The organism is Flavobacterium ammoniigenes, assembly GCF_020886055.1.
GTDB lineage: Bacteria > Bacteroidota > Bacteroidia > Flavobacteriales > Flavobacteriaceae > Flavobacterium > Flavobacterium ammoniigenes.
The window spans coordinates 1,627,020-1,646,697 of the sequence record NZ_AP025184.1; the positions used below are offsets into that span (position 1 = coordinate 1,627,020).

The following is a 19,678-nucleotide window of genomic DNA, read 5'->3' on the forward strand; positions in this document are numbered from 1 at the left end:
TATATAATTTTTTAGTTAGCTGATTTATATTTAAGAATTTAACATTTGTTTGAATTCCAATCACCTAATTATAATTTTAAATTATCAGTAAATTTTAATATATAAGTTTATTTTTATTGTCTTGGTGTGGAAATTTTGTATAATTTTAGAAAAAAAGATGCCCCCATATGTTGACAAAAGTTTTTGGCAGTGCTGTTTTTGGTGTTGAAGCAACAACAATTACGGTAGAAGTAAATATTGATAAAGGTATTGGTTATCATTTGGTTGGATTACCTGATAATGCCATCAAGGAAAGTAGTTATAGAATTGCTGCAGCCTTAAAAAATAATGGTTATACACTTCCAGGCAAGAAAATCACTATCAATATGGCGCCCGCCGATTTGCGTAAAGAAGGTTCAGCTTACGATCTGACTTTGGCTATAGGAATATTAATTGCCTCGTCTCAGATTAAAGGAGACGAAATTGAACGTTACATTATAATGGGGGAACTTTCCTTAGACGGAAGTTTACAACCTATTCGTGGTGCTTTGCCTATAGCGATTAAAGCTAAAGAAGAAGGGTTTAAAGGGTTCTTTTTACCAAAACAAAATGTAAATGAAGCTGCCATTGTTTCCGATTTAGAGGTTTACGGTGTAACAAATATTCAAGAAGTTATTGATTTTTTTGAAGGAAAGGGAACTGTCGAACCTACTATTATTGACACCAGATCCGAATTTTATCAAACTTTAGATTTTCCCGAATATGACTTTTCAGATGTTAAAGGGCAAGAGGGCATTAAACGCTGCATGGAAATTGCTGCTGCCGGCGGTCATAATATTATTTTGATTGGGCCTCCAGGTGCTGGAAAGACCATGTTAGCCAAACGATTACTTAGTATTTTACCACCCATGACCTTGCGAGAAGCCTTGGAAACAACCAAAATTCATAGTGTTGCAGGCAAACTGAAAGAAGTTGGTTTGATGCACCAAAGACCTTTTCGTAGTCCGCATCATACTATTTCAAATGTCGCATTAGTAGGCGGGGGGAGTTATCCGCAACCGGGTGAAATTTCAATGGCGCATAATGGGGTGCTTTTTTTGGACGAATTACCAGAATTTAAACGAGATGTTTTAGAGGTTATGCGTCAACCATTAGAAGATAGGGAAGTGACCATTTCTAGAGCCAAATTCACGGTGACCTATCCATCTTCATTCATGTTGGTGGCGAGTATGAATCCAAGTCCGAGTGGTTTTTTTAATGATCCAGATGCGCCTCAAGCTAATTCTCCTCATGAAATGCAACGTTATATGAATAAAATTTCTGGACCTTTGTTGGATCGGATTGATATTCATATCGAGGTAACAGCTGTTCCGTTCGATAAATTATCCGATGATAGAAAAGCAGAGAGTAGTGTTGAAATTCGAAAGCGAGTAACCAAAGCTCGTGAGATTCAATCCGTTCGTTTTGGATCGATGCCATTGATCCATTATAATGCACAAATGAATACCAATCATATTCGGGAGTATTGTGCGCTAGAAGATACTTCTAAATCATTATTAAAAAATGCTATGGAACGTTTGAATCTTTCCGCTCGTGCTTATGATCGAATTTTAAAAGTTGCTAGAACTATTGCTGATTTAGAAGCATCAGAAAATGTAAATTCTCATCATATAGCCGAAGCCATACAATACCGAAGTTTGGATAGAGAAGGTTGGTTAGGTTAGTTTTCTTCGGAATCGATTACGATCGCATCATTATTTTCAAACCCTATAATTGAATCGTAAATGGCGTATTGCATCGACATACTGAAAGGAATGGTAAAGAGAACCCCAATACAGAAACCAATCAGCCCAACTAGCGAACCTAGAAACGCTACAAATAAAAGTAGAAATAAGGTTAGAAACTTTGTACTGGTTAATTGGATACTTGCCTGTATTGCTTTGATAGCTTTTTGTTTGCCAAATATAATAAGCGGAGTACTTAATACCGTCAATATTCCAATACCAAAAGAAATAATACCGCCAACTACCGGAATTTTAAAATGGGTTAATGCAGTATCAATTCCAGTACTAATACATGTGATGATAAAAGTGGCTACAAATAATTCTTTAAAATAAGACCATTGATAGAATGAAAAGAAATGGCGCATTTTAAATTCAACATCTTTTTGGGCGGCATTTGCCATTCTTAAAAAACCCGCACTAATTGGGCTAAATACACTATTAATAGCTAATACAAAAATGAATTGATAACCAAGATATTCTTGCTTTAGCATTTTTGATTCCAATTGTTTGATTGTATTTTCATTTAAATGTTCCACTCCAACAAAACTAATGAGTCCAAAAGCAGCAAGCACCATGAATATAAATCCAAAAATAAGTATAGCAAGTCCTGCATACAAAGCTATTTTTTTATAATTTTCGTAGGCTTTATTGAATACGTTTTCAAATTGTAGTTCGTATCCATTTGTTAGTAAGTGGGCTATTTTTGTATTGATTGGTTCCATAGTAGGGCTAATAATTTGGTAATTACAATATATTTATTCGGTTATAACCAATTTAAAATCTTCTTAACGATAGTTAGTTTTCCTTTATAAGGTGCATAACGCAATGGCAAATCGATCCAGGTTGCTTTCTTAACAACTGCTTTATGATGCGAAAATATATCAAAACTCAATTGGCCATGATAGGCTCCAATTCCGCTATGTCCAACACCTCCAAAAGGCAGTTTATTATTTGAAAAATGCACCATGGTATCATTGATACAACCCCCTCCAAAAGAATGTTTTGAGATTATTGTATCACAAAAATTATTTCTTTCACTGAAAACATACAAAGCCAGTGGCTTTTCATATTTAGCAATGATGGTATCTATTTCCGATTCGTTATTGTAAGTTACAATTGGTAACAAAGGACCAAAAATTTCATCCTGCATAATTAAGCTGTCCAAGTTGTTTTCATCGATTAGTGTTGGCGCAAGGTAATTGGTTTCGCTATCGTATTTTCCTCCAAAAATCACTTTGTCAGATTCCAACATCCCTACTAATCGTGACCAATTTTTAGCATTGATTATTCGAGCATAATCTGGAGAAATTTCTGGATTATCTCCATAAGCATGGGTAATCTCTTCTTTTAAATATTGAATAAATTGTGCTTTACTTTTTTGGTGTACCAATATGTAATCGGGAGCAATACAAGTTTGACCCGCATTAATAAATTTCCCCCAAACAATTCGTTTCGCCGCAATTTGTAAATTAGCTGTTTCGTCCACAATGCAAGGATTTTTACCTCCTAATTCTAAAGTTACAGGCGTTAGATGTTGTGCAGCTGCTTTGGCTACAATTTTACCTACTGCCACACTACCAGTAAAGAAAATGTAATCCCAACGTTGTTCCAATAATTGAGTCGCAACTGAAGCATCACCTTGAATTACTTCAACATGATTGATTGAAAATACTTTAGAGATGATTTTCTGAATGATTGCTGCCGTGTTAGGGGTTAATTCAGAAGGTTTTAATAGGACTTGGTTTCCTGCAGCAACAGCTGCAATTAGAGGACAAAGAGCCAATTGAAAAGGATAATTCCAAGGTGAAATAATCAGAACTTTACCATAGGGTTCTTTGTAAATATAATCAGAAGAGGGAATGTTAACTACAAAAGGGAATACCCTTTTCGGCTTTGCCCAACGACTTAAATTTTTAATGGTGTGTTTTAAATCGGAGATAACATAACTTGTTTCGGTTACTACAGCTTCAAATTCAGGTTTGTTAAAGTCTGCTTTTAAAGCGCTAATAATTTCGTTTTCATGAACGATTATAGTCTCCAATAAACGAGTTAATAATTCTTTACGGTAACCAATATTTGATTTGTAATTCATAACCAAGATGAGTTAATTTGGTATGCAATTTAATTTTTAAAATTGAATTAATCAAAAAATTAAAAATTATAATTTAGACTGCTTTCCAAATTACATCATCAGGAGTAGGAGCAATAATGGTTAATGCTTCTTTAGATACTGGATGAGTAAAGCTTAATTGTCTAGCGTGTAAATGAATACCTCCATCAGGATTACTACGGTCGAATCCATATTTTAAATCGCCTTTTATTGGAGAACCAATAGCGGCTAATTGTGCTCTAATTTGATGGTGTCTTCCGGTATGAAGTTGAATTTCTAAAGCTGTATAATTGGTAAGTTCTTTTATAATTTGATATTCTAAACTAGCCAATTTGCTATCTGGAACTTCATGTATGTGAGCCTTAGAAGTATTGTTTTTTTCGTTTCGTTTAAGGTAATGTACTAATTTATCCTTCGATTTTTCAGGCTTGTTTTTTACAACAGCCCAATAGGTTTTTTGAGTTTCTCTATTACTAAATAATTCATTCATTCGGGATAATGCTTTACTAGTTCGAGCAAAAACTACAATTCCAGAAGTTGGTCTGTCTAATCGATGGACTACTCCTAAAAACACTTCGCCAGGCTTGTTGTATTTGTCTTTAATATATTCTTTGACAATTTCACTTAGCGGCTTATCTCCTGTTTTATCACCCTGAACAATGTCGCCTACACGCTTGTTTATCACGATAAGATGATTGTCTTCGTGAATGACTTGAAGGTTATTCTTGTTAGAAACTATTTTTTCCAAATTAAAATATTAAATACGAACATGACTAATGGACCACTAATTACAAATTACTTGTCACTAATATTGCTCATTGGCATTTGGAAAATCAGTCGATTTTACATCCTCAACATATTGACTAATGGCTGAAGTCATTCCTTCATAAAGATTCATGTAACGTCTTAAGAAACGGGGGCTAAATTCGTTATTCATTCCCAACATATCATGAATGACTAATACTTGTCCATCGACACCCCCACCAGCACCAATTCCGATTACGGGAATTGAAATACTTTTGGCTACTTGTTCTGCTAAATGCGCAGGTATTTTTTCTAGTACGATAGCAAAACAACCTAAGCTTTCCAACAGTTTAGCATCTTCCATTAATTGTTCTGCTTCAGCATCTTCTTTGGCACGAACGGTATAAGTTCCGAATTTATAAATTGATTGTGGGGTTAAACCCAAATGTCCCATTACGGGTATTCCGGCATTTAATATTTTTTTGATAGAATCTTTAATTTCACTTCCACCTTCTAATTTCACAGCATGACCACCGCTTTCTTTCATAATTCGGATTGCAGAACGCAAGGCTTCTTTAGAATCGGATTGGTAGCTACCAAAAGGCAAATCAACCACCACTAAAGCGCGTTCAATTGCACGAACCACAGATGAGGCGTGGTAAATCATTTGATCTAGCGTAATAGGTAAAGTAGTTTCATGGCCCGCCATTACATTTGAAGCAGAATCTCCAACCAGAATCACATCTACACCTGCAGAATCTACTATTTTAGCCATAGTAAAATCGTAAGCTGTAAGCATTGAAATTTTTTCGCCATTGGCTTTCATTTCAATTAATGACTTCGTAGTAATTCTTTTGTAATCTTTTTTAGCGACCGACATAGTATTGTTTTTATTTGCGGTAAAGGTAATAAAATCAATTTTTCTTAGCCCAACATTGTAGAATTATTGTTTATTTTGACAAATGATTATTATTTTAATACTATGAAAACAATTTTAGTAAGTCTTATACTTATTTTTTCAAGTGCTACTTATTCTCAAAATGAAGAAGTAAAACAAGTAGTCGTGACTTTTTTTAAAGGGTTCCATGCTAAAGACTCCATCACGATGAAATCAGTTTGTGCTGATAAAATGATTTTACAATCTATTTCAGAATCATCAAAAGGTACCCAATTAAAAAACGATTCTGCTCAAGATTTTTTTCGTTCTATTGCAACGATACCCAACACTATTCTTTTTGAAGAAAAATTACTAGATTATTCCATTCAGGTAGATGGAGCCATGGCTCACGTTTGGACGCCTTATGAGTTTTATTTGAACAATAAGTTGAGCCACAAAGGAGTCAATGCTTTTACATTATTTAAAGATAATGGTCTCTGGAAAATAGTTTATTTGATTGATACAAGGAGAAAATAGTCGTATTTTTATAGCTATCCCAACTTATTTTGAAACTTTAATTAAGTTTGGTGGGCTATTTTTAAAATCTAAAGTAGTTTGATTCTGTTTTTCTAGTTACTTTTGAAATTCATTTAATTAAAATAATGAAATATGAAACAATCTATTGTATCCTTTTTATTCCTATTTATCCTTGGATCAACCCTTCAGGCTCAAATTAAGTCTCCTTCAGAATTTTTGCCTAATTATGGTAAACAAATTACCTTTTACCATCAAACGGAAGCCTATTTTGGGCATTTAGTGAAGGAATCTTCTTTTATTAAACATCAAGTATATGGACAAACGAATGAAGAACGAAATTTAAATGTTTATTTTGTTTCAACTCCTGAGAATTTGGCCAATTTAGATCAAATTAGAAATAATAATTTGAGTGCTATTGGTCTTTCCAATCAAAAAAATCAAAAAATTGGAGACAAGCTTATTGTTTGGATCAGCTTTAGTGTGCATGGCAACGAATATGCGGGTATGGAAAGTGCTATGACTGTAGCTTATGAATTATTGAATCCTGCTAACAAAGAAACCAAAGAGTGGTTGAAAAATACGATTGTAATTTTGGACCCATGTGAAAATCCAGATGGACTTTCTCGTTATGCCAATTGGCTTCGTGAAATATCAGGAAAGAAAACGCATCCAGGATTGTCTGATAGAGAACATATGGAAGTTTGGCCAGGCGGAAGATACAATCATTATATTTTTGATTTGAATCGTGATTGGGCATGGCAAACACAAATTGAATCTCAAAAACGTATTGCTTTATACAATCAATGGATGCCACAGGTTCATGCAGATATTCATGAAATGGGATATGAATCACCTTATTTTTTCCCACCATCGGCAGAGCCTTTACATGAATTTATCGACCAATATCAAAAAGATTTTCATTTTTCGTTAGGAAAAAATATTGCAGCCAAATTTGATAAGGAAAATTGGTTGTACAACACTCGTGAACGATTTGATTTGTTTTATCCAAGTTATGGCGATACCTATCCCACATACAACGGTGCTGTTGGGATGACATTGGAACAAGGTGGAATAGGAGCTGGACGCGAAATTAAATTGGCAAACGGAACACATTTAACTACTAAAGATCGATTGACTCACCATGCAAAAGCAGTACTGACGATTATTGAAACTGCATCCAATCAGTCAGATCAATTGCTAAAAGGTTTTAGAGGATTTATGACCAATTCCAGAAAAAAAGCTAAGGGAGTTTATGCCACCTATGTGATGAAAAACAATCCAAAGTCAGAACAATTGGTTGAGTTGCTTAAAAAGAATGGGATTGAATATTCGTATGCGAATGCAAGTCAAAAATCGATAGGATTCAATTATAAAACAAAAAAGGACAATGCATTTTCAATTGAACCGAATGATTTAATTATTAAAGCAGATCAACCTCGAGGGGTAATGACTCAGGTTTTATTTGAACCTAATCAAAAGCTGAATGATAGTTTGTCTTATGATATTACAGCTTGGGATTTACCTTTGGCATATGGTATTGACGGATATGCTTTGAAGAATAGTTTGGCAATAAACACAAAACCTTCAATTGATCGAAAAGAATTGATGCTTCCTGAGAAAGTATATGCTTTCCATATTCCTTGGAATAATAGAACTTCTGCAAAAGTAGTTTCGCTACTTCTTCAAAATGGTATCAACGTAAGAACAGCTGCACAAAAAGCAGTATTTGGTGATGTTACCGTTGAAGCTGGAGGATTAATAGTAAGTAAAGGTGATAATCCTACCATTGTTGATTTTGAGAAAAAGGTCAGTGATATCATTAAAACTAAATCGGATTACAATTATTTGACTTCTGGATTTTCAGTTAATGCTCGTGATTTAGGGGGAGAAAACTTCTCATTAATTAAGAAACCAAAAATTTTACTTTTATCAGGTAAAGGTGTCAATCCAACTGAGTTTGGAGCTGTTTGGCATTATTTGGATGAAGTGATCCAGTATCCAACTAGTATAGTGGATGTTTCTAATATTGGAAGAATAGATTGGTCGGAATTTAATACATTGATTCTTGCTGACGGTAATTATAATTTTTCGGATGATTTGAAATCACAACTAACAGATTGGATCAAAAAAGGAGGAAAAGTAATTGCTATGAATGAAGCATTAGGTCTGTTTGAAAACAATGATAATTATGCCTTGCGTGTTTTTGCAACTGATGAGGATAAGACTAAAGCTGAAACTGAGGCTAAAGAAAAAGAGCTTAAAAGTAGGTTGTTTGATTTCCACAATAATGAAAGAAGATTGATATCGTCTTCCATTCCAGGTGCAATTATCGAAAACGCTCTAGATACCTCTCATCCCTTGTCATTCGGGTTAGGAAATAGTTATTTTAGTTTGAAGACAGATGCTAGAAAATATTCTTTATTGACAAAAGCTTCTAATGTTATTTATGTTCCTAAAAACTATTCAAGTTATGGTTTTGTGGGACATAATTTGAAGAAAAAATTAGAAGAAACGGTTACGTTTGCAGTAGAGAAAAAAGAGAAAGGCACAGTGATTTACATGATTGACAATCCTTTATTTAGAGGGTTTTGGGAGAACGGAATTTTGTTGTTTAGTAACGCTTTATTCCAAGTACAGTATTAATTCAATTAAATATTTATAACAAAAAAGCACCTTTAAGGTGCTTTTTTTGTTTCTATTTATCTCTAAGTCGTAAGCCCATTGGCACCATAAGAATTCCTTTTTCGTATATATTTAAGTACAATACAATAGGTTTTTTTTGTCCTTCCCATTGCAGCTCATATACATCCAAGAATCCTGCTCCCATTTCACTTCTTTTAGTAGGGAAGGGGCAACAGCTTTCTAATTTCGTATAGGTTATTTTCTCTCCTTTAGGTCCAGCCAATGCATTTAAAAAGCGTTCTTGGTTAACTTCAGTTTTACTTGTTTGAAAAAATATATTGATAGGATAATCTTTATCGTATCCATATTTTTTGTCGGTACTAAAGAGTTTAATATCAAAAGTATTGTTTGGGGTTAAAACCAAGTCAGGTGCTGAATCATCTACATTTTTTAAGGTGGAGCGTGTACTTACACAAGAACTTATAAAAATGGATAAACTGAAAAGTAAGATAATTTTTCTCATAATTGGATGCGATTTAATAACGAAAATTTCATTAAATGTTCTCTCACAAATATAGTGAGAACTTTAGAAGTTGTATTCGTTAAGGAAACAATTCTACTTAAATTAATAGTTTTTGTTTGCAACTTAGATTTGCTATTTTTACCAAAAAATACAATTTATGGATATCTTTTTTCAAACATGGCCTTGGTATATTTCAGGTTTTTGTATTGGTTTGATTATGCTTTGTTTGACCTATTTCGGAAAACATTTCGGAATGTCATCAAATTTAGAGTCACTTTGTTCTATGTCGGGTCTTGGTAAGAAAATCTCTTATTTTAATTTTGATTGGAAAGCTAATCAATGGAATCTAATTGTAGTTTTGGGAGCTATTCTTGGTGGTTTTGTTGCCACACATTGGATGAGTGACCCAACCAATGTTTCTATTAATCCTACGACTATAGAACAATTAGCAAAGCTTGGAATCGACGCACCTAATGGGAAGTTAGCTCCAGATGCACTTTTCGGAAATCAAATCTTTGTATCGCCTAAAAGTATATTGATTTTAATTATTGGCGGTGTATTGATAGGTTTTGGAACACGTTATGCTGGAGGATGTACTTCGGGACATGCCATTTCCGGCTTAAGTAATTTGCAACTACCTTCTTTAAAAGCGGTTATCGGATTTTTTATCGGTGGATTACTAATGGCTCATTTCATTTTACCTCTTATTTTTTAATTATGAAATTCATCAAATATTTATTAGTAGGTTTTATTTTCGGTATTGTTTTGACAAAATCAGAAGCGGTGTCTTGGTACCGCATTTATGAAATGTTTCAATTTCAATCGTTTCATATGTACGGAATTATTTCAGTTGCTATCGCTACAGGAATTATTGGTATTCAATTTATCAAGAGAAATAACATCAAAGCCATTGATGGATCAACAATCGTGATCAAGGATAAAGAAAAAGGTACTGCTCGTTATATTATTGGCGGTATCTTTTTTGGTTTAGGTTGGGGACTTGTAGGTTCTTGTCCGGGTCCTATCTTTATTTTGTTAGGTGCTGGAGTTCTTCCTGTGGTTTTGGTTCTTGCCGGTGCTTTGGTAGGAACTATATTGTACGGAGTTTTAAAAGATAAATTACCTCATTAATAATTAATATAATTTAATTTAATTGAATTGAATAGTATAGTATTTTCTTACTTAAGAGAATGCTATTTTTTTTGATTCAATTTCAAAATTCCCCATACTATACAGAATTGAGCTGCTAAGTAGGTAATCATAATTAAAAAAGAAGCCTGGGGAATTGGCTGATCAAATTTGTTGAAAGCCAAAATACTATCGGAACTAATAAAGAATATAGCACCAATTAGCACCGATTGATATGGAATTGTATTCCATTGAAAACTACCTTTGAGTGCATAAAATAACATAGTACTTATCACTACAGCATATATTACAACGGGTACTGTAAGTGGGCCTAATTGAGGTCCCAAAGTAGTAATCATTCCAAAGAAATACAATAGAATAAGACCTGTACCAGCACCGAAACTTATTTTGTTATTGATTGTTTTGCTAATGGATTGTTTGCTAAATAATACAATGTAAAACACATGCGATACTAAAAAAGCAACTAATCCTAAAATGAAATAGATTTCGCCCTTATCTGCAAAAAGTAAAATTACATCCCCTATCCATGAAAAAGTCAACGCGGTCAGCAACAATTTTTTAGTAGTAAATGCTGGCGAATTGTATACTGCAACTAGTAATAAGGGTAATAAAAATGGCTTTAGAAAACGAGCTATTGCTTCTTGGTTTAAAGCAGTAATTACTAAATAGAAAATACTAAACCCAATGTAAATGGAAAGTGCAGCTTTATTTTTCATAATAGTATTTTTTAGGCGATTGCTAATTTTTCTGATTTAAATCCAGAGCTTACAAAATGGAAGTTAACCCCCCATGAAAGTACTAAATAGCTACTAATTATTAGGGTTCCGAACGGAATATTAGTATCAATATTGAACCAATTTCCCAAATAAATAATAATGCCAATTCCAAAAGCTAAACGTACAGTTTCCCAAAACAAAGAAAAATTATTGGTATCCATTAATTCGGTATAACTGTAGACACTTATAAAAATAAAAGTACCATAGATAAATATATTTTGAAGCTCCATTTGCGCAATTGAAAGATACAAATAGCTTACTAAACCTAAGGTGACAAACATCTGAATTGTGGACCAATACATTAATATTTTCGAATGTTGTGTTCCGTATTTAGTAAAACTATACACATCTGCTATTTTTGTGACAGGATATTTTTCTTCAAAATTTTCTGGTCTCCAGCCTGTTGGTTTGAACCAAATGGTAAGTCTGTCTTTCCAGTTTTCAGCACGCCAAGCATCACTAATTAATAACCAAAGATGTTGGAAATTTATGCGGAACGGATTCCAAGTTTGTGCAGGTCTTGTGATGCCAAAAACTGCAGGGACTTCGTCTAACTCTTCTTGATACGTACCAAATAATTTGTCCCAAAAAATAAAAATTTGGCCATGATTTTTATCCATATATTCTGGATTGATAGCGTGATGTACTCTGTGATGGGAGGGAGTTACAATAATTTGCTCTAAAACCCCCAACTTTTTAATGTGTTTGGTATGATACCAAAATTGTAAAAACAAGTGGATAGGTAAGGTGATAGCTATCACTTTTGCGGGCACCCCCAATAGGGCTGCTGGAATTAATAAAAAAGTAAATAGATTAACAAAACTTGAAATACTTTGGCGTAAAGCACATGACAAATTAAATTCTTCACTGCTGTGATGAATGGCATGTTTATTCCAGAAAAAATTAATTTGGTGTGCCAATCGGTGCGACCAATAACCATAAAAATCAATTGCGATAAATGCAATTATAATTGAAGTTATGGTGATTTCTTGTTGAAATAAAGCTAAATGTTGGGACATCCATTCGTAAGAAAGTATGGTAACACTTAGACCGAGAACATCTTTAAGAGAATTGATAATTCCGGAACTGATACTGGAAACAGAATCCATAATAGGCGCCGTATCTTCACCTTTATAATATCCGTAAAGTTTTTCAATTAGAATTAAAGCCAAAAACAATGGCATTGCAATGACTAAAACTGCTGCATATTCTTTCATAACTACCTATTATTTTAATCAAATATAGAATAAAACTGTAAATAGTATAAAAAAATGAAATAATTTGTGAAGTGTTATACTATTTCAGCGCTTAATCCTGCTGCTAGTAATTGAATACATTGTGGTTTAAGTTTTTCGTATACATCGGTTTTTACAGTGCATTTTCCATTGTAATGAATAATAAGCGAACATTGTTCTGCTTGTTCTGGTGTATGGTCGCACACACGAACTAAAGTTTCAATAACGTGATCAAAAGTGTTCACATCATCATTATACACCACAATTTCATTATTGGCAGTTGTTGCTTCTTTGACGTTAACTCTTTCTCTAACTTTTTCTTTAGTACTCATTGAAGGGACGGATTTGTACTTTAGTATTACAGAATCTAATTTACATATTTTAATGAAACCCAATTATTTCTTTGGAACTTTTTGATGTAGGTTAATCCTTTTTCGGTACAAGAATTATCTATAAATGGAATGTCTTCTTCATAGAATCCACTAAATAAAATAGTTCCTTTAGGATTCAAACAATCGACATACGATTGCATATCGTTCAAAAGAATATTGCGGTTAATATTGGCAATAATTAAGTCGTATTTTTTGTCTTGTAATAATGCAGCATCACCTTCATAAACAGTAATATGTCGGCAGTTATTGCGCTCAGCATTTTCAATTGAATTCAAATAACACCAATTATCGATATCAATTGCATCGATAGGTTGGGCCCCTTTCATTTCAGCTAGAATAGCTAAGATCGCAGTCCCACATCCCATGTCTAAAGTTTTTAAATCGGTCACGTCCATTTCTAATAAATGCTGAATCATCATATGAGTTGTTTCGTGATGACCAGTTCCAAAACTCATTTTAGGTTCAATTACAATATCAAATTCAGCCTCGGTTTTTGGGTGAAATGTTGCACGAACATGACATTTTCCATCGACTTCTATTGGTTCAAAGTTCTTTTCCCATTCTTCGTTCCAATTGATTTGCTCTATTTCTTCAAAAGTATAGTCAATGGTAAATTCTTCCGATTGTAGAATATAAACATCATCAAGAATAGTTTCGTCCCATAACTCTTTTTGTACAAAAGCATCAATCCCTGTTTCAGTTTCTGTGAAACTTTCAAAGGCTTTTTCTCCTAATTCGGCAATAAGAATTTCTGAACCTAGTTCTTTGGGTTCAATTGTAAAATGGTATCCGATATAACTATTTGACATGTTTATTATTTTTTTGCAAATGTACGTTTCTCTTTATGTATTATAACCAATAAAAAACAAAAAAAAGAGGTTTGAATAGACAAACCTCTTTTATTAAATTGAAAATAAATAATTTAGATCGCGTTGATAATCGCAACGAAATCATCTGCTTTTAAAGCAGCTCCACCAATTAGACCTCCGTCTACATCTGGTTTAGAGAAAATTTCTTTTGCATTTTCAGGTTTCACACTTCCACCATAAAGGATTGAAACGTCTTCGGCAACATCACTTCCAAATGATTTACGAACTGTTTCTCTAATGAATTCGTGCATTTCTTGTGCTTGTTCTGGAGAAGCAGTTTCACCAGTTCCGATAGCCCAAACGGGTTCGTATGCCAAAACTACATTTTCCCAACTTGCCGCTTTAATGTGAAACAAACCATCTTTTAATTGGTTTTCTACCACATTGAAATGATTGTTGGATTGACGGTCTTTTAATTCTTCACCAAAACAGAATATTACGGTCATTTCGTGCGCTAATGCTGCATCTACTTTGCTAGCGATTAATGCATCCGATTCATGAAAAATAGCTCTACGCTCAGAGTGTCCTAAGATTACTGTATTAACACCAACACTTTTTAACATATCAGCAGATATTTCTCCTGTAAATGCACCACTTTCTGCTTGGTGAACATTTTGAGCAGCTACATCAATATTGGTAAATTCTAAATGATCTACAGCAGAAGCCAAGTTCACAAAAGTAGGTGCTACAATAACTTGAGCAGTAGTATCAGTTGGCACTTTAGCAATTAATTCATTTAATAAATCTTCTGTTTGCTCAGCGTTTTTATGCATTTTCCAGTTTCCTGCAACAATCTTTTTTCTCATTTCAGTTGTTTTTTTTATAATAGTTTTAGTTTATTTCAATTTGTTTAATGTGGCATCGATAAGCTCAAAATCAGTTTCAATGGCGCGATACAGTACAATTTTACCCGTTTTATCAAGGATGATATATCTTGGAATCCAATTCAAATCAATGGCTTGTCCAAAAACGCCTTTCATTTGGTCATTTGCCATGTAATGATCTCCCTTTAATTCATGTTTTTCTATTCCGGATAACCATTTGTCGGATGTTTTATCCATCGAAATAAAAGTATAGGCTACCTCAGGATGATTGGCTTGTAATTCTTTTACTTTGGGCATCGCTTTGACACAGTCACCACACCAAGAAGCCCAAACTTCAATTACAGTTGTTTTTCCTTTTTGCTTTTTGATGATATCTTTAAAAGCGACCTGACTTCCATCTGTTGCTAATAATGTTTCAGACAATGCGACATTTGAAAATGATGTTTTTTGAGCATTGCTTGTACATGAAAACGTAGCGAATGCAATTACTAAAGCAAATAATTTTTTCATAAGGAGTAAATATTTTTCAAATTTAGAGTAAAGTGATTAGAAATACTATTTCAGTTGAATGCAGCTATAATTTACCATCGTTATAGTTAATAACTAAAGCACTTATTAACTGTAATCTAGTTATAATTTTAAATCTTCGATATCATTATAATGCACTTTTTGTTTTACAGTTCCTTTTTGCAAAATAACAATACTAGGATTCGCACGTTCAATCGTTTTTAAAGCGGTAGCATCACAAAAATAAAAATCAAACGAAAACTTATATTCTTGTTTTGTTTTTTCTATTTGTTCTGGTGTAGATCCCGTCAGGCCAATTACCTGATAACCTTTGGCGGTAGCTTTTTGTTTCAAACTTTCTAATTGCGCTAGACCATCTTTGTTGGAAATGGCTAAATCGTAGGTCACAAAAACCATCAATTTAGGATTTTGTAACAACTCCTCTTTAAAGTCTGATCCGTCTTTTTCCATTGTGAAATCATGTATAGGCGGTACATAACCTTCTACAATCACTTTGTCTTTTCTATCTACAAAAGTAGCTCCAGCAGGAATTTTCATTAAATCCTTTTCCGTAAATTCAGTATCCACTCCGTTTACTTTGTAAATAAATGTCATTTCTACGACTGATTGCGGCGCACCTTCTGGAATTTCCATTCCTTTTTGAATTGAGTTCCCTACTTTAAAAGGTCTAAAATCTATTATGGGTAGATGATTCAATACCCAAAACGCCATAAAACCGCAAAGACCTATGCTAATTGAAATTAGCATGTTCTGAATTTTAGATTTAAATAGCGGTTGAATTAGTTGAACATTGAAAAATAATAGTAATATGAAAAACAACAACACTACGTCTTTAGTATATGATTCCCATGGGGTTAAATGCAATGCATCTCCAAAACAACCACAATCTTTTACCACATTGAAATAAGCAGAGTAAAAAGTTAAAAATGTAAATTTTACAATTAATAATAACAAAAGCCAAACGGTGATTTTTGATTTGAAACCTAACAATAACATAACACCTAAAACCACTTCAAGAATAACAATAAAAATGGCAATTGCTAATGAAAAAGGAACTAAAAAAGGTATGTTAAAAACGGGTTCACCAAAGTATTCCGTTAATTTATAAGAGAAACCTACAGGATCATTCAATTTGATTAATCCAGAAATAATAAATAGAATTCCAACGAAAATTCGAGAAAATTGGGAACAAATATTTTTGAGATTCATCATATTGAAAATTAGAGAAAGATTGTTTTATTTCATTAAAATCAAAGCAAAAACAGCATAATTAATCATGTCTTGGTAATTGGCATCAATCCCTTCTGATACTAATGTTTTTCCTTTATTGTCTTCAATTTGCTTAACGCGAAGTAACTTTTGTAGAATTAAATCGGTCAATGAACTTACTCGCATATCACGCCAAGCTTCACCATAATCGTGATTTTTGTTTTCCATTAATTCTTTGGTTTCCTTGATTTTAGCATCGTACAATTCGGTTGCTTTGGCTACATCCAAATCAGGTTGGTCGGCAATACCTAATTCCAATTGAATTAATGCCATAATGGAATAGTTGATGATACCAATAAATTCTCCAGATTCATCTTCATTGACTTTACGAACCTCATTTTCTTGTAAACTTCGAATACGTTGTGCTTTGATGAATATTTGGTCGGTAAGTGATGGCAAGCGTAAAATGCGCCAAGCACATCCGTAATCTTTCATTTTATTGTTGAATAAAGTGCGACAAACCGTGATAACGGCATCATATTCTTGTGAAGTATTCTTCATTATTGATGTATATTTGTATTCAAAATTTTTCAAAAATAAGAATAATTTTTCTGAATGAAGAAAAACCAGGTCTTTAAAACCAGAATGAAATGACGATTAATTGCAAAGGACAGCTTATCGATTTATCAAAGCCAAAAGTGATGGGAATTTTAAATCTCACTCCCAATTCTTTTTTTGATGGTGGAAAGTATTCGGATGAAGCAGCAATTGTAACGCAAGTTCAAAAAATGCTTTCAGAAGGAGCAACCTTTATTGATATTGGTGCTTATTCGAGTAAACCCAATGCTGAGTTTGTTTCTGTCGAGGAGGAACTTGCCCGAATTGTTCCTGTAGTGGAGTTGTTGGTACAACAATTTCCAGCTATCTTAATTTCCATTGATACGTTTCGATCTGAAGTTGCAGCAGCTTGTATTCAAAAAGGAGCGGCTTTAATTAATGATATTTCGGCTGGAAAATTAGACGAAAGTATGTTGGAAGTAATTGCAAAATACAAGCTGCCATATGTTATGATGCACATGCGAGGAAATCCTCAAACGATGTCAACACTTACAGCCTATGATGATGTGGTTAAAGAGGTCCTTTTTTACTTTTCTGAACGAATAGCTGCAGCTCGAAAATTGGGGATTAATGATATAATTCTTGATCCAGGATTTGGCTTTGCCAAAACGCTAGAACAGAATTATGAACTCCTTCAAAAATTAGAATTTTTTCAGCAGTTGGATTTGCCTATTTTAGCAGGAATTTCTAGAAAATCAATGATCTACAATGTTTTGAATAATAGTGCCAATGAATCACTTAACGGAACTACAGCTTTAAATGCTATTGCATTGTCTAAAGGAGCTTCTATACTTCGAGTACATGATGTCAAAGAAGCGATGGAATGTGTCACTTTATTTAATGTAATGAACTCATGAAATATACAAGTTTAATTCTGCTTTTTGTGTTGTTTTCATGTGGTGAAAAGGAAACGATTTTGTTGCCAAAATCGGATAGTACGGTTGTTAAAGAGGTACGAGATTATTCACCAATTTATTTATTTTTTAAGACAAAGGGAAAAGATACTTTGGTAGAAGTAAATAGAAAAAATGCCATTAGTTCAACGAATTGGATTTTTCATATTGACAAGCGTTTGCCCTTGCGTTTAGTCGTGCCAGAAATTATAAAATTGCAAGCTAAAAAGGAGGGTAGTGCCCATAAAAGTGAAACTTCAGAAAATTATTTTTCTTACTCTGACAGTCTACACAAAAATTTGGCATTTATTCCTTTTGCCAAATTGAAATTTCTTCAAGGCAAGCCTCATAAGGAAGTTATGCTAATTTCAAAAAATGATTTTCAGTTAACACGTTTAAAAAAGGATTTAGCTACAACAACTATAGGCTTTGATCAAAATCTAAGTTTCGGAACCTATCTTCAATATAAAATCGCGATTCATAATTTGCATTTATCTACCATTTCAAAAGAAGAGTTTATCTATTAATGAAAAACTTAAAATCAAATTTCGTAAATTATATACCCTGAATTTATTGATGATGATAAGGTTCATTTCTTAAAATGGTAAATCCTCGGTAGAGTTGTTCAATAAAGAACAAACGAACCATTTGATGTGAAAATGTCATTAATGATAATGAAATTTTTCCTTGCGCCTTGGTATACACTGCATCTGAAAATCCATAAGGGCCGCCAATTACAAAAACTAAGGTTTTAATTCCAGAATTCATTTTCTTTTGTAATTCATCAGAAAAACCTACACTTGAGAAATTTTTTCCGTTTTCATCCAACAAAATCAACTGATCGGTAGGGGTTATTTTGGCTAAAATCAATTCGCCTTCTTTTTCTTTTTGTTGGCTTTCAGATACGTTTTTTACATTTTTAATATCAGGAATGATCTCCAATTCAAATTTGATGTAAAAAGACAATCGCTTAGTATAATCGTCGATTAACGATTGTAGCGCTTTGTTGTCAGTTTTGCCAATGGCGATGAGTTTAATATTCATTTTGGTTGGATTTCAAATGCAAATATAGGGATTTCGCAAAAAGACATGGACGAAGTTTTTAATCCCCAAAATATGTCTTATTTTAGCAACTCTTAAAAAAACAGAAAATGATTAGTGATTCCCAATTCAATAATGAGCTAGAACTTTTGATTGCCAACGCCATACGTGAAGATGTGGGACCTGGTGATTACAGTTCTTTCGCTTGTATTCCGGCTTCTGCTAAAGGGAAAGCGAAATTGTTAGTAAAACAAGACGGAATTATTGCCGGTGTGGCTTTCGCCAAAATGATATTCCATTATGTTGATGCTAGTTTAGAAGTGGAAACTTTTATTGAAGACGGGCAAAGGGTGAAGCATGGCGATGTGGTTTTTCACGTTTCGGGTAGTTCTCAATCTATTTTAAAAGCAGAACGTGTAGTACTGAATTCTATGCAACGCATGTCGGCGATTGCTACCAAAACAAACGAGTATGTCCAATTAGTAGCAGGGACGAAAACTAAAATTTTAGACACTCGAAAAACAACTCCTGGATTTCGTGCTCCTGAAAAATGGGCAGTAAAAATTGGAGGTGGCGAAAATCACCGTTTTGCTTTGTACGATATGATTATGTTGAAAGACAATCATATTGATTTTGCTGGCGGAATCACTTTGGCAATTGCTAAAACCAAAGCCTTTCTGAAGGAAAATAATTTAGATCTAAAAATTATTGTGGAGGCTAGAGACTTAGAAGAAATTAAAGAAATTCTGCAAAGTGAAGGTGTGCACCGCATCTTGATTGATAATTTCAATTATGAAGATACACGAAAAGCGGTTGCATTAATTGGCAATCAGTGTCAAACGGAATCGTCTGGAAATATTAATGAAACTACCATTCGTCAGTATGCAGAATGTGGTGTAGATTACATTTCTTCTGGTGCTTTGACGCATTCAGTTGCTAATATGGATTTAAGTTTAAAAGCATTTTAA

22 protein-coding genes are annotated in these 19,678 nt (G+C 33.5%); 8 read left to right on the forward strand and 14 right to left on the reverse strand.

Annotation, left to right across the window (positions count from 1 at the left end):
• Window positions 1–167: 167 nt before the first annotated feature.
• Window positions 168–1,703: a YifB family Mg chelatase-like AAA ATPase gene (locus LPC21_RS07475; RefSeq protein WP_229316543.1), complete on the forward strand. Its 1,536-nt coding sequence runs from the start codon at window positions 168–170 to the stop codon at window positions 1,701–1,703.
• Here the strand turns inward: LPC21_RS07475 and LPC21_RS07480 are convergent.
• From LPC21_RS07480 to panB, 4 genes are all read right to left on the reverse strand, one after another.
• Window positions 1,700–2,485, reverse strand: a complete 786-nt coding sequence (locus LPC21_RS07480; protein ID WP_229316544.1) for a hypothetical protein — start codon at window positions 2,483–2,485, stop codon at window positions 1,700–1,702. The genes LPC21_RS07475 and LPC21_RS07480 overlap by 4 nt on opposite strands.
• A gap of 41 nt (window positions 2,486–2,526) precedes the next feature.
• Entirely contained in the window at window positions 2,527–3,855 is a 1,329-nt protein-coding gene (locus tag LPC21_RS07485) for an aldehyde dehydrogenase (protein ID WP_229316545.1), read from the reverse strand.
• Between the two features lie 73 nt (window positions 3,856–3,928).
• On the reverse strand, window positions 3,929–4,621 hold the full coding sequence (locus LPC21_RS07490; RefSeq protein WP_229316546.1) for an RluA family pseudouridine synthase: 693 nt from the start codon (window positions 4,619–4,621) through the stop codon (window positions 3,929–3,931).
• A 57-nt stretch (window positions 4,622–4,678) separates the two neighbouring features.
• Entirely contained in the window at window positions 4,679–5,497 is an 819-nt protein-coding gene (panB, locus tag LPC21_RS07495) for a 3-methyl-2-oxobutanoate hydroxymethyltransferase (RefSeq protein ID WP_229316547.1), read from the reverse strand.
• Window positions 5,498–5,599: 102 nt separating this feature from the next.
• On the opposite strand from panB, the gene LPC21_RS07500 reads away from it, so the two are divergent.
• Window positions 5,600–6,031, forward strand: coding sequence for a nuclear transport factor 2 family protein (locus tag LPC21_RS07500; RefSeq protein WP_229316548.1), 432 nt, complete (start codon window positions 5,600–5,602; stop codon window positions 6,029–6,031).
• Window positions 6,032–6,163: 132 nt separating this feature from the next.
• Complete coding sequence (locus LPC21_RS07505; RefSeq protein WP_229316549.1) at window positions 6,164–8,674, forward strand: M14 family zinc carboxypeptidase; 2,511 nt, start codon at window positions 6,164–6,166, stop codon at window positions 8,672–8,674.
• Between the two features lie 52 nt (window positions 8,675–8,726).
• Here LPC21_RS07505 and LPC21_RS07510 read toward each other — a convergent pair whose 3' ends face one another.
• Window positions 8,727–9,176 carry a 2-dehydro-3-deoxyphosphooctonate aldolase gene (locus tag LPC21_RS07510; protein WP_229316550.1) on the reverse strand — a complete coding sequence of 150 codons (450 nt, stop codon included), beginning with the start codon at window positions 9,174–9,176 and terminating at the stop codon, window positions 8,727–8,729.
• Window positions 9,177–9,333: 157 nt separating this feature from the next.
• Between LPC21_RS07510 and LPC21_RS07515 the strand changes: the two genes are divergently transcribed.
• Entirely contained in the window at window positions 9,334–9,891 is a 558-nt protein-coding gene (locus tag LPC21_RS07515) for a YeeE/YedE family protein (protein ID WP_229316551.1), read from the forward strand.
• Between the two features lie 2 nt (window positions 9,892–9,893).
• The gene (locus LPC21_RS07520; protein WP_229316552.1) at window positions 9,894–10,307 is read left to right on the forward strand and encodes a DUF6691 family protein; all 414 of its coding nucleotides are present in this window, start codon (window positions 9,894–9,896) and stop codon (window positions 10,305–10,307) included.
• 62 nt (window positions 10,308–10,369) lie between these two features.
• On the opposite strand, the gene LPC21_RS07525 is transcribed toward LPC21_RS07520, so the two are convergent.
• The 8 genes from LPC21_RS07525 to LPC21_RS07560 all read right to left on the reverse strand — a co-directional run bounded on the left by LPC21_RS07525 (window position 10,370) and on the right by LPC21_RS07560 (window position 16,719).
• Window positions 10,370–11,041, reverse strand: coding sequence for a lysoplasmalogenase (locus tag LPC21_RS07525; protein ID WP_229316553.1), 672 nt, complete (start codon window positions 11,039–11,041; stop codon window positions 10,370–10,372).
• A gap of 11 nt (window positions 11,042–11,052) precedes the next feature.
• A complete protein-coding gene (locus LPC21_RS07530; protein WP_229316554.1) occupies window positions 11,053–12,318 on the reverse strand; it encodes a sterol desaturase family protein in 1,266 nt (421 codons plus the stop codon).
• A 74-nt stretch (window positions 12,319–12,392) separates the two neighbouring features.
• Window positions 12,393–12,668: an ATP-dependent Clp protease adaptor ClpS gene (locus tag LPC21_RS07535; RefSeq protein ID WP_229316555.1), complete on the reverse strand. Its 276-nt coding sequence runs from the start codon at window positions 12,666–12,668 to the stop codon at window positions 12,393–12,395.
• A 35-nt stretch (window positions 12,669–12,703) separates the two neighbouring features.
• On the reverse strand, window positions 12,704–13,537 hold the full coding sequence (gene prmA / locus LPC21_RS07540; RefSeq protein ID WP_229316556.1) for a 50S ribosomal protein L11 methyltransferase: 834 nt from the start codon (window positions 13,535–13,537) through the stop codon (window positions 12,704–12,706).
• A gap of 113 nt (window positions 13,538–13,650) precedes the next feature.
• Window positions 13,651–14,403 (reverse strand): triose-phosphate isomerase, encoded by a 753-nt coding sequence (gene tpiA, locus LPC21_RS07545; RefSeq protein ID WP_229316557.1) that lies wholly within the window; start codon window positions 14,401–14,403, stop codon window positions 13,651–13,653.
• 30 nt (window positions 14,404–14,433) lie between these two features.
• A complete protein-coding gene (locus LPC21_RS07550) occupies window positions 14,434–14,931 on the reverse strand; it encodes a TlpA family protein disulfide reductase (RefSeq protein WP_229316558.1) in 498 nt (165 codons plus the stop codon).
• Between the two features lie 120 nt (window positions 14,932–15,051).
• Complete coding sequence (locus LPC21_RS07555; protein ID WP_229316559.1) at window positions 15,052–16,161, reverse strand: BT_3928 family protein; 1,110 nt, start codon at window positions 16,159–16,161, stop codon at window positions 15,052–15,054.
• Between the two features lie 24 nt (window positions 16,162–16,185).
• Window positions 16,186–16,719: a DUF1599 domain-containing protein gene (locus tag LPC21_RS07560; protein WP_229316560.1), complete on the reverse strand. Its 534-nt coding sequence runs from the start codon at window positions 16,717–16,719 to the stop codon at window positions 16,186–16,188.
• Between the two features lie 89 nt (window positions 16,720–16,808).
• On the opposite strand from LPC21_RS07560, the gene folP reads away from it, so the two are divergent.
• The gene (gene folP / locus LPC21_RS07565) at window positions 16,809–17,633 is read left to right on the forward strand and encodes a dihydropteroate synthase (RefSeq protein WP_229316561.1); all 825 of its coding nucleotides are present in this window, start codon (window positions 16,809–16,811) and stop codon (window positions 17,631–17,633) included.
• Window positions 17,630–18,196 (forward strand): hypothetical protein, encoded by a 567-nt coding sequence (locus LPC21_RS07570; RefSeq protein ID WP_229316562.1) that lies wholly within the window; start codon window positions 17,630–17,632, stop codon window positions 18,194–18,196. Before folP ends, LPC21_RS07570 begins: the two co-directional genes overlap by 4 nt.
• A gap of 43 nt (window positions 18,197–18,239) precedes the next feature.
• Here the strand turns inward: LPC21_RS07570 and rlmH are convergent, their stop codons facing one another.
• Window positions 18,240–18,713 carry a 23S rRNA (pseudouridine(1915)-N(3))-methyltransferase RlmH gene (gene rlmH, locus LPC21_RS07575; RefSeq protein WP_229316563.1) on the reverse strand — a complete coding sequence of 158 codons (474 nt, stop codon included), beginning with the start codon at window positions 18,711–18,713 and terminating at the stop codon, window positions 18,240–18,242.
• A gap of 107 nt (window positions 18,714–18,820) precedes the next feature.
• Between rlmH and nadC the strand changes: the two genes are divergently transcribed.
• Window positions 18,821–19,678, forward strand: coding sequence for a carboxylating nicotinate-nucleotide diphosphorylase (nadC, locus tag LPC21_RS07580; RefSeq protein WP_229316564.1), 858 nt, complete (start codon window positions 18,821–18,823; stop codon window positions 19,676–19,678).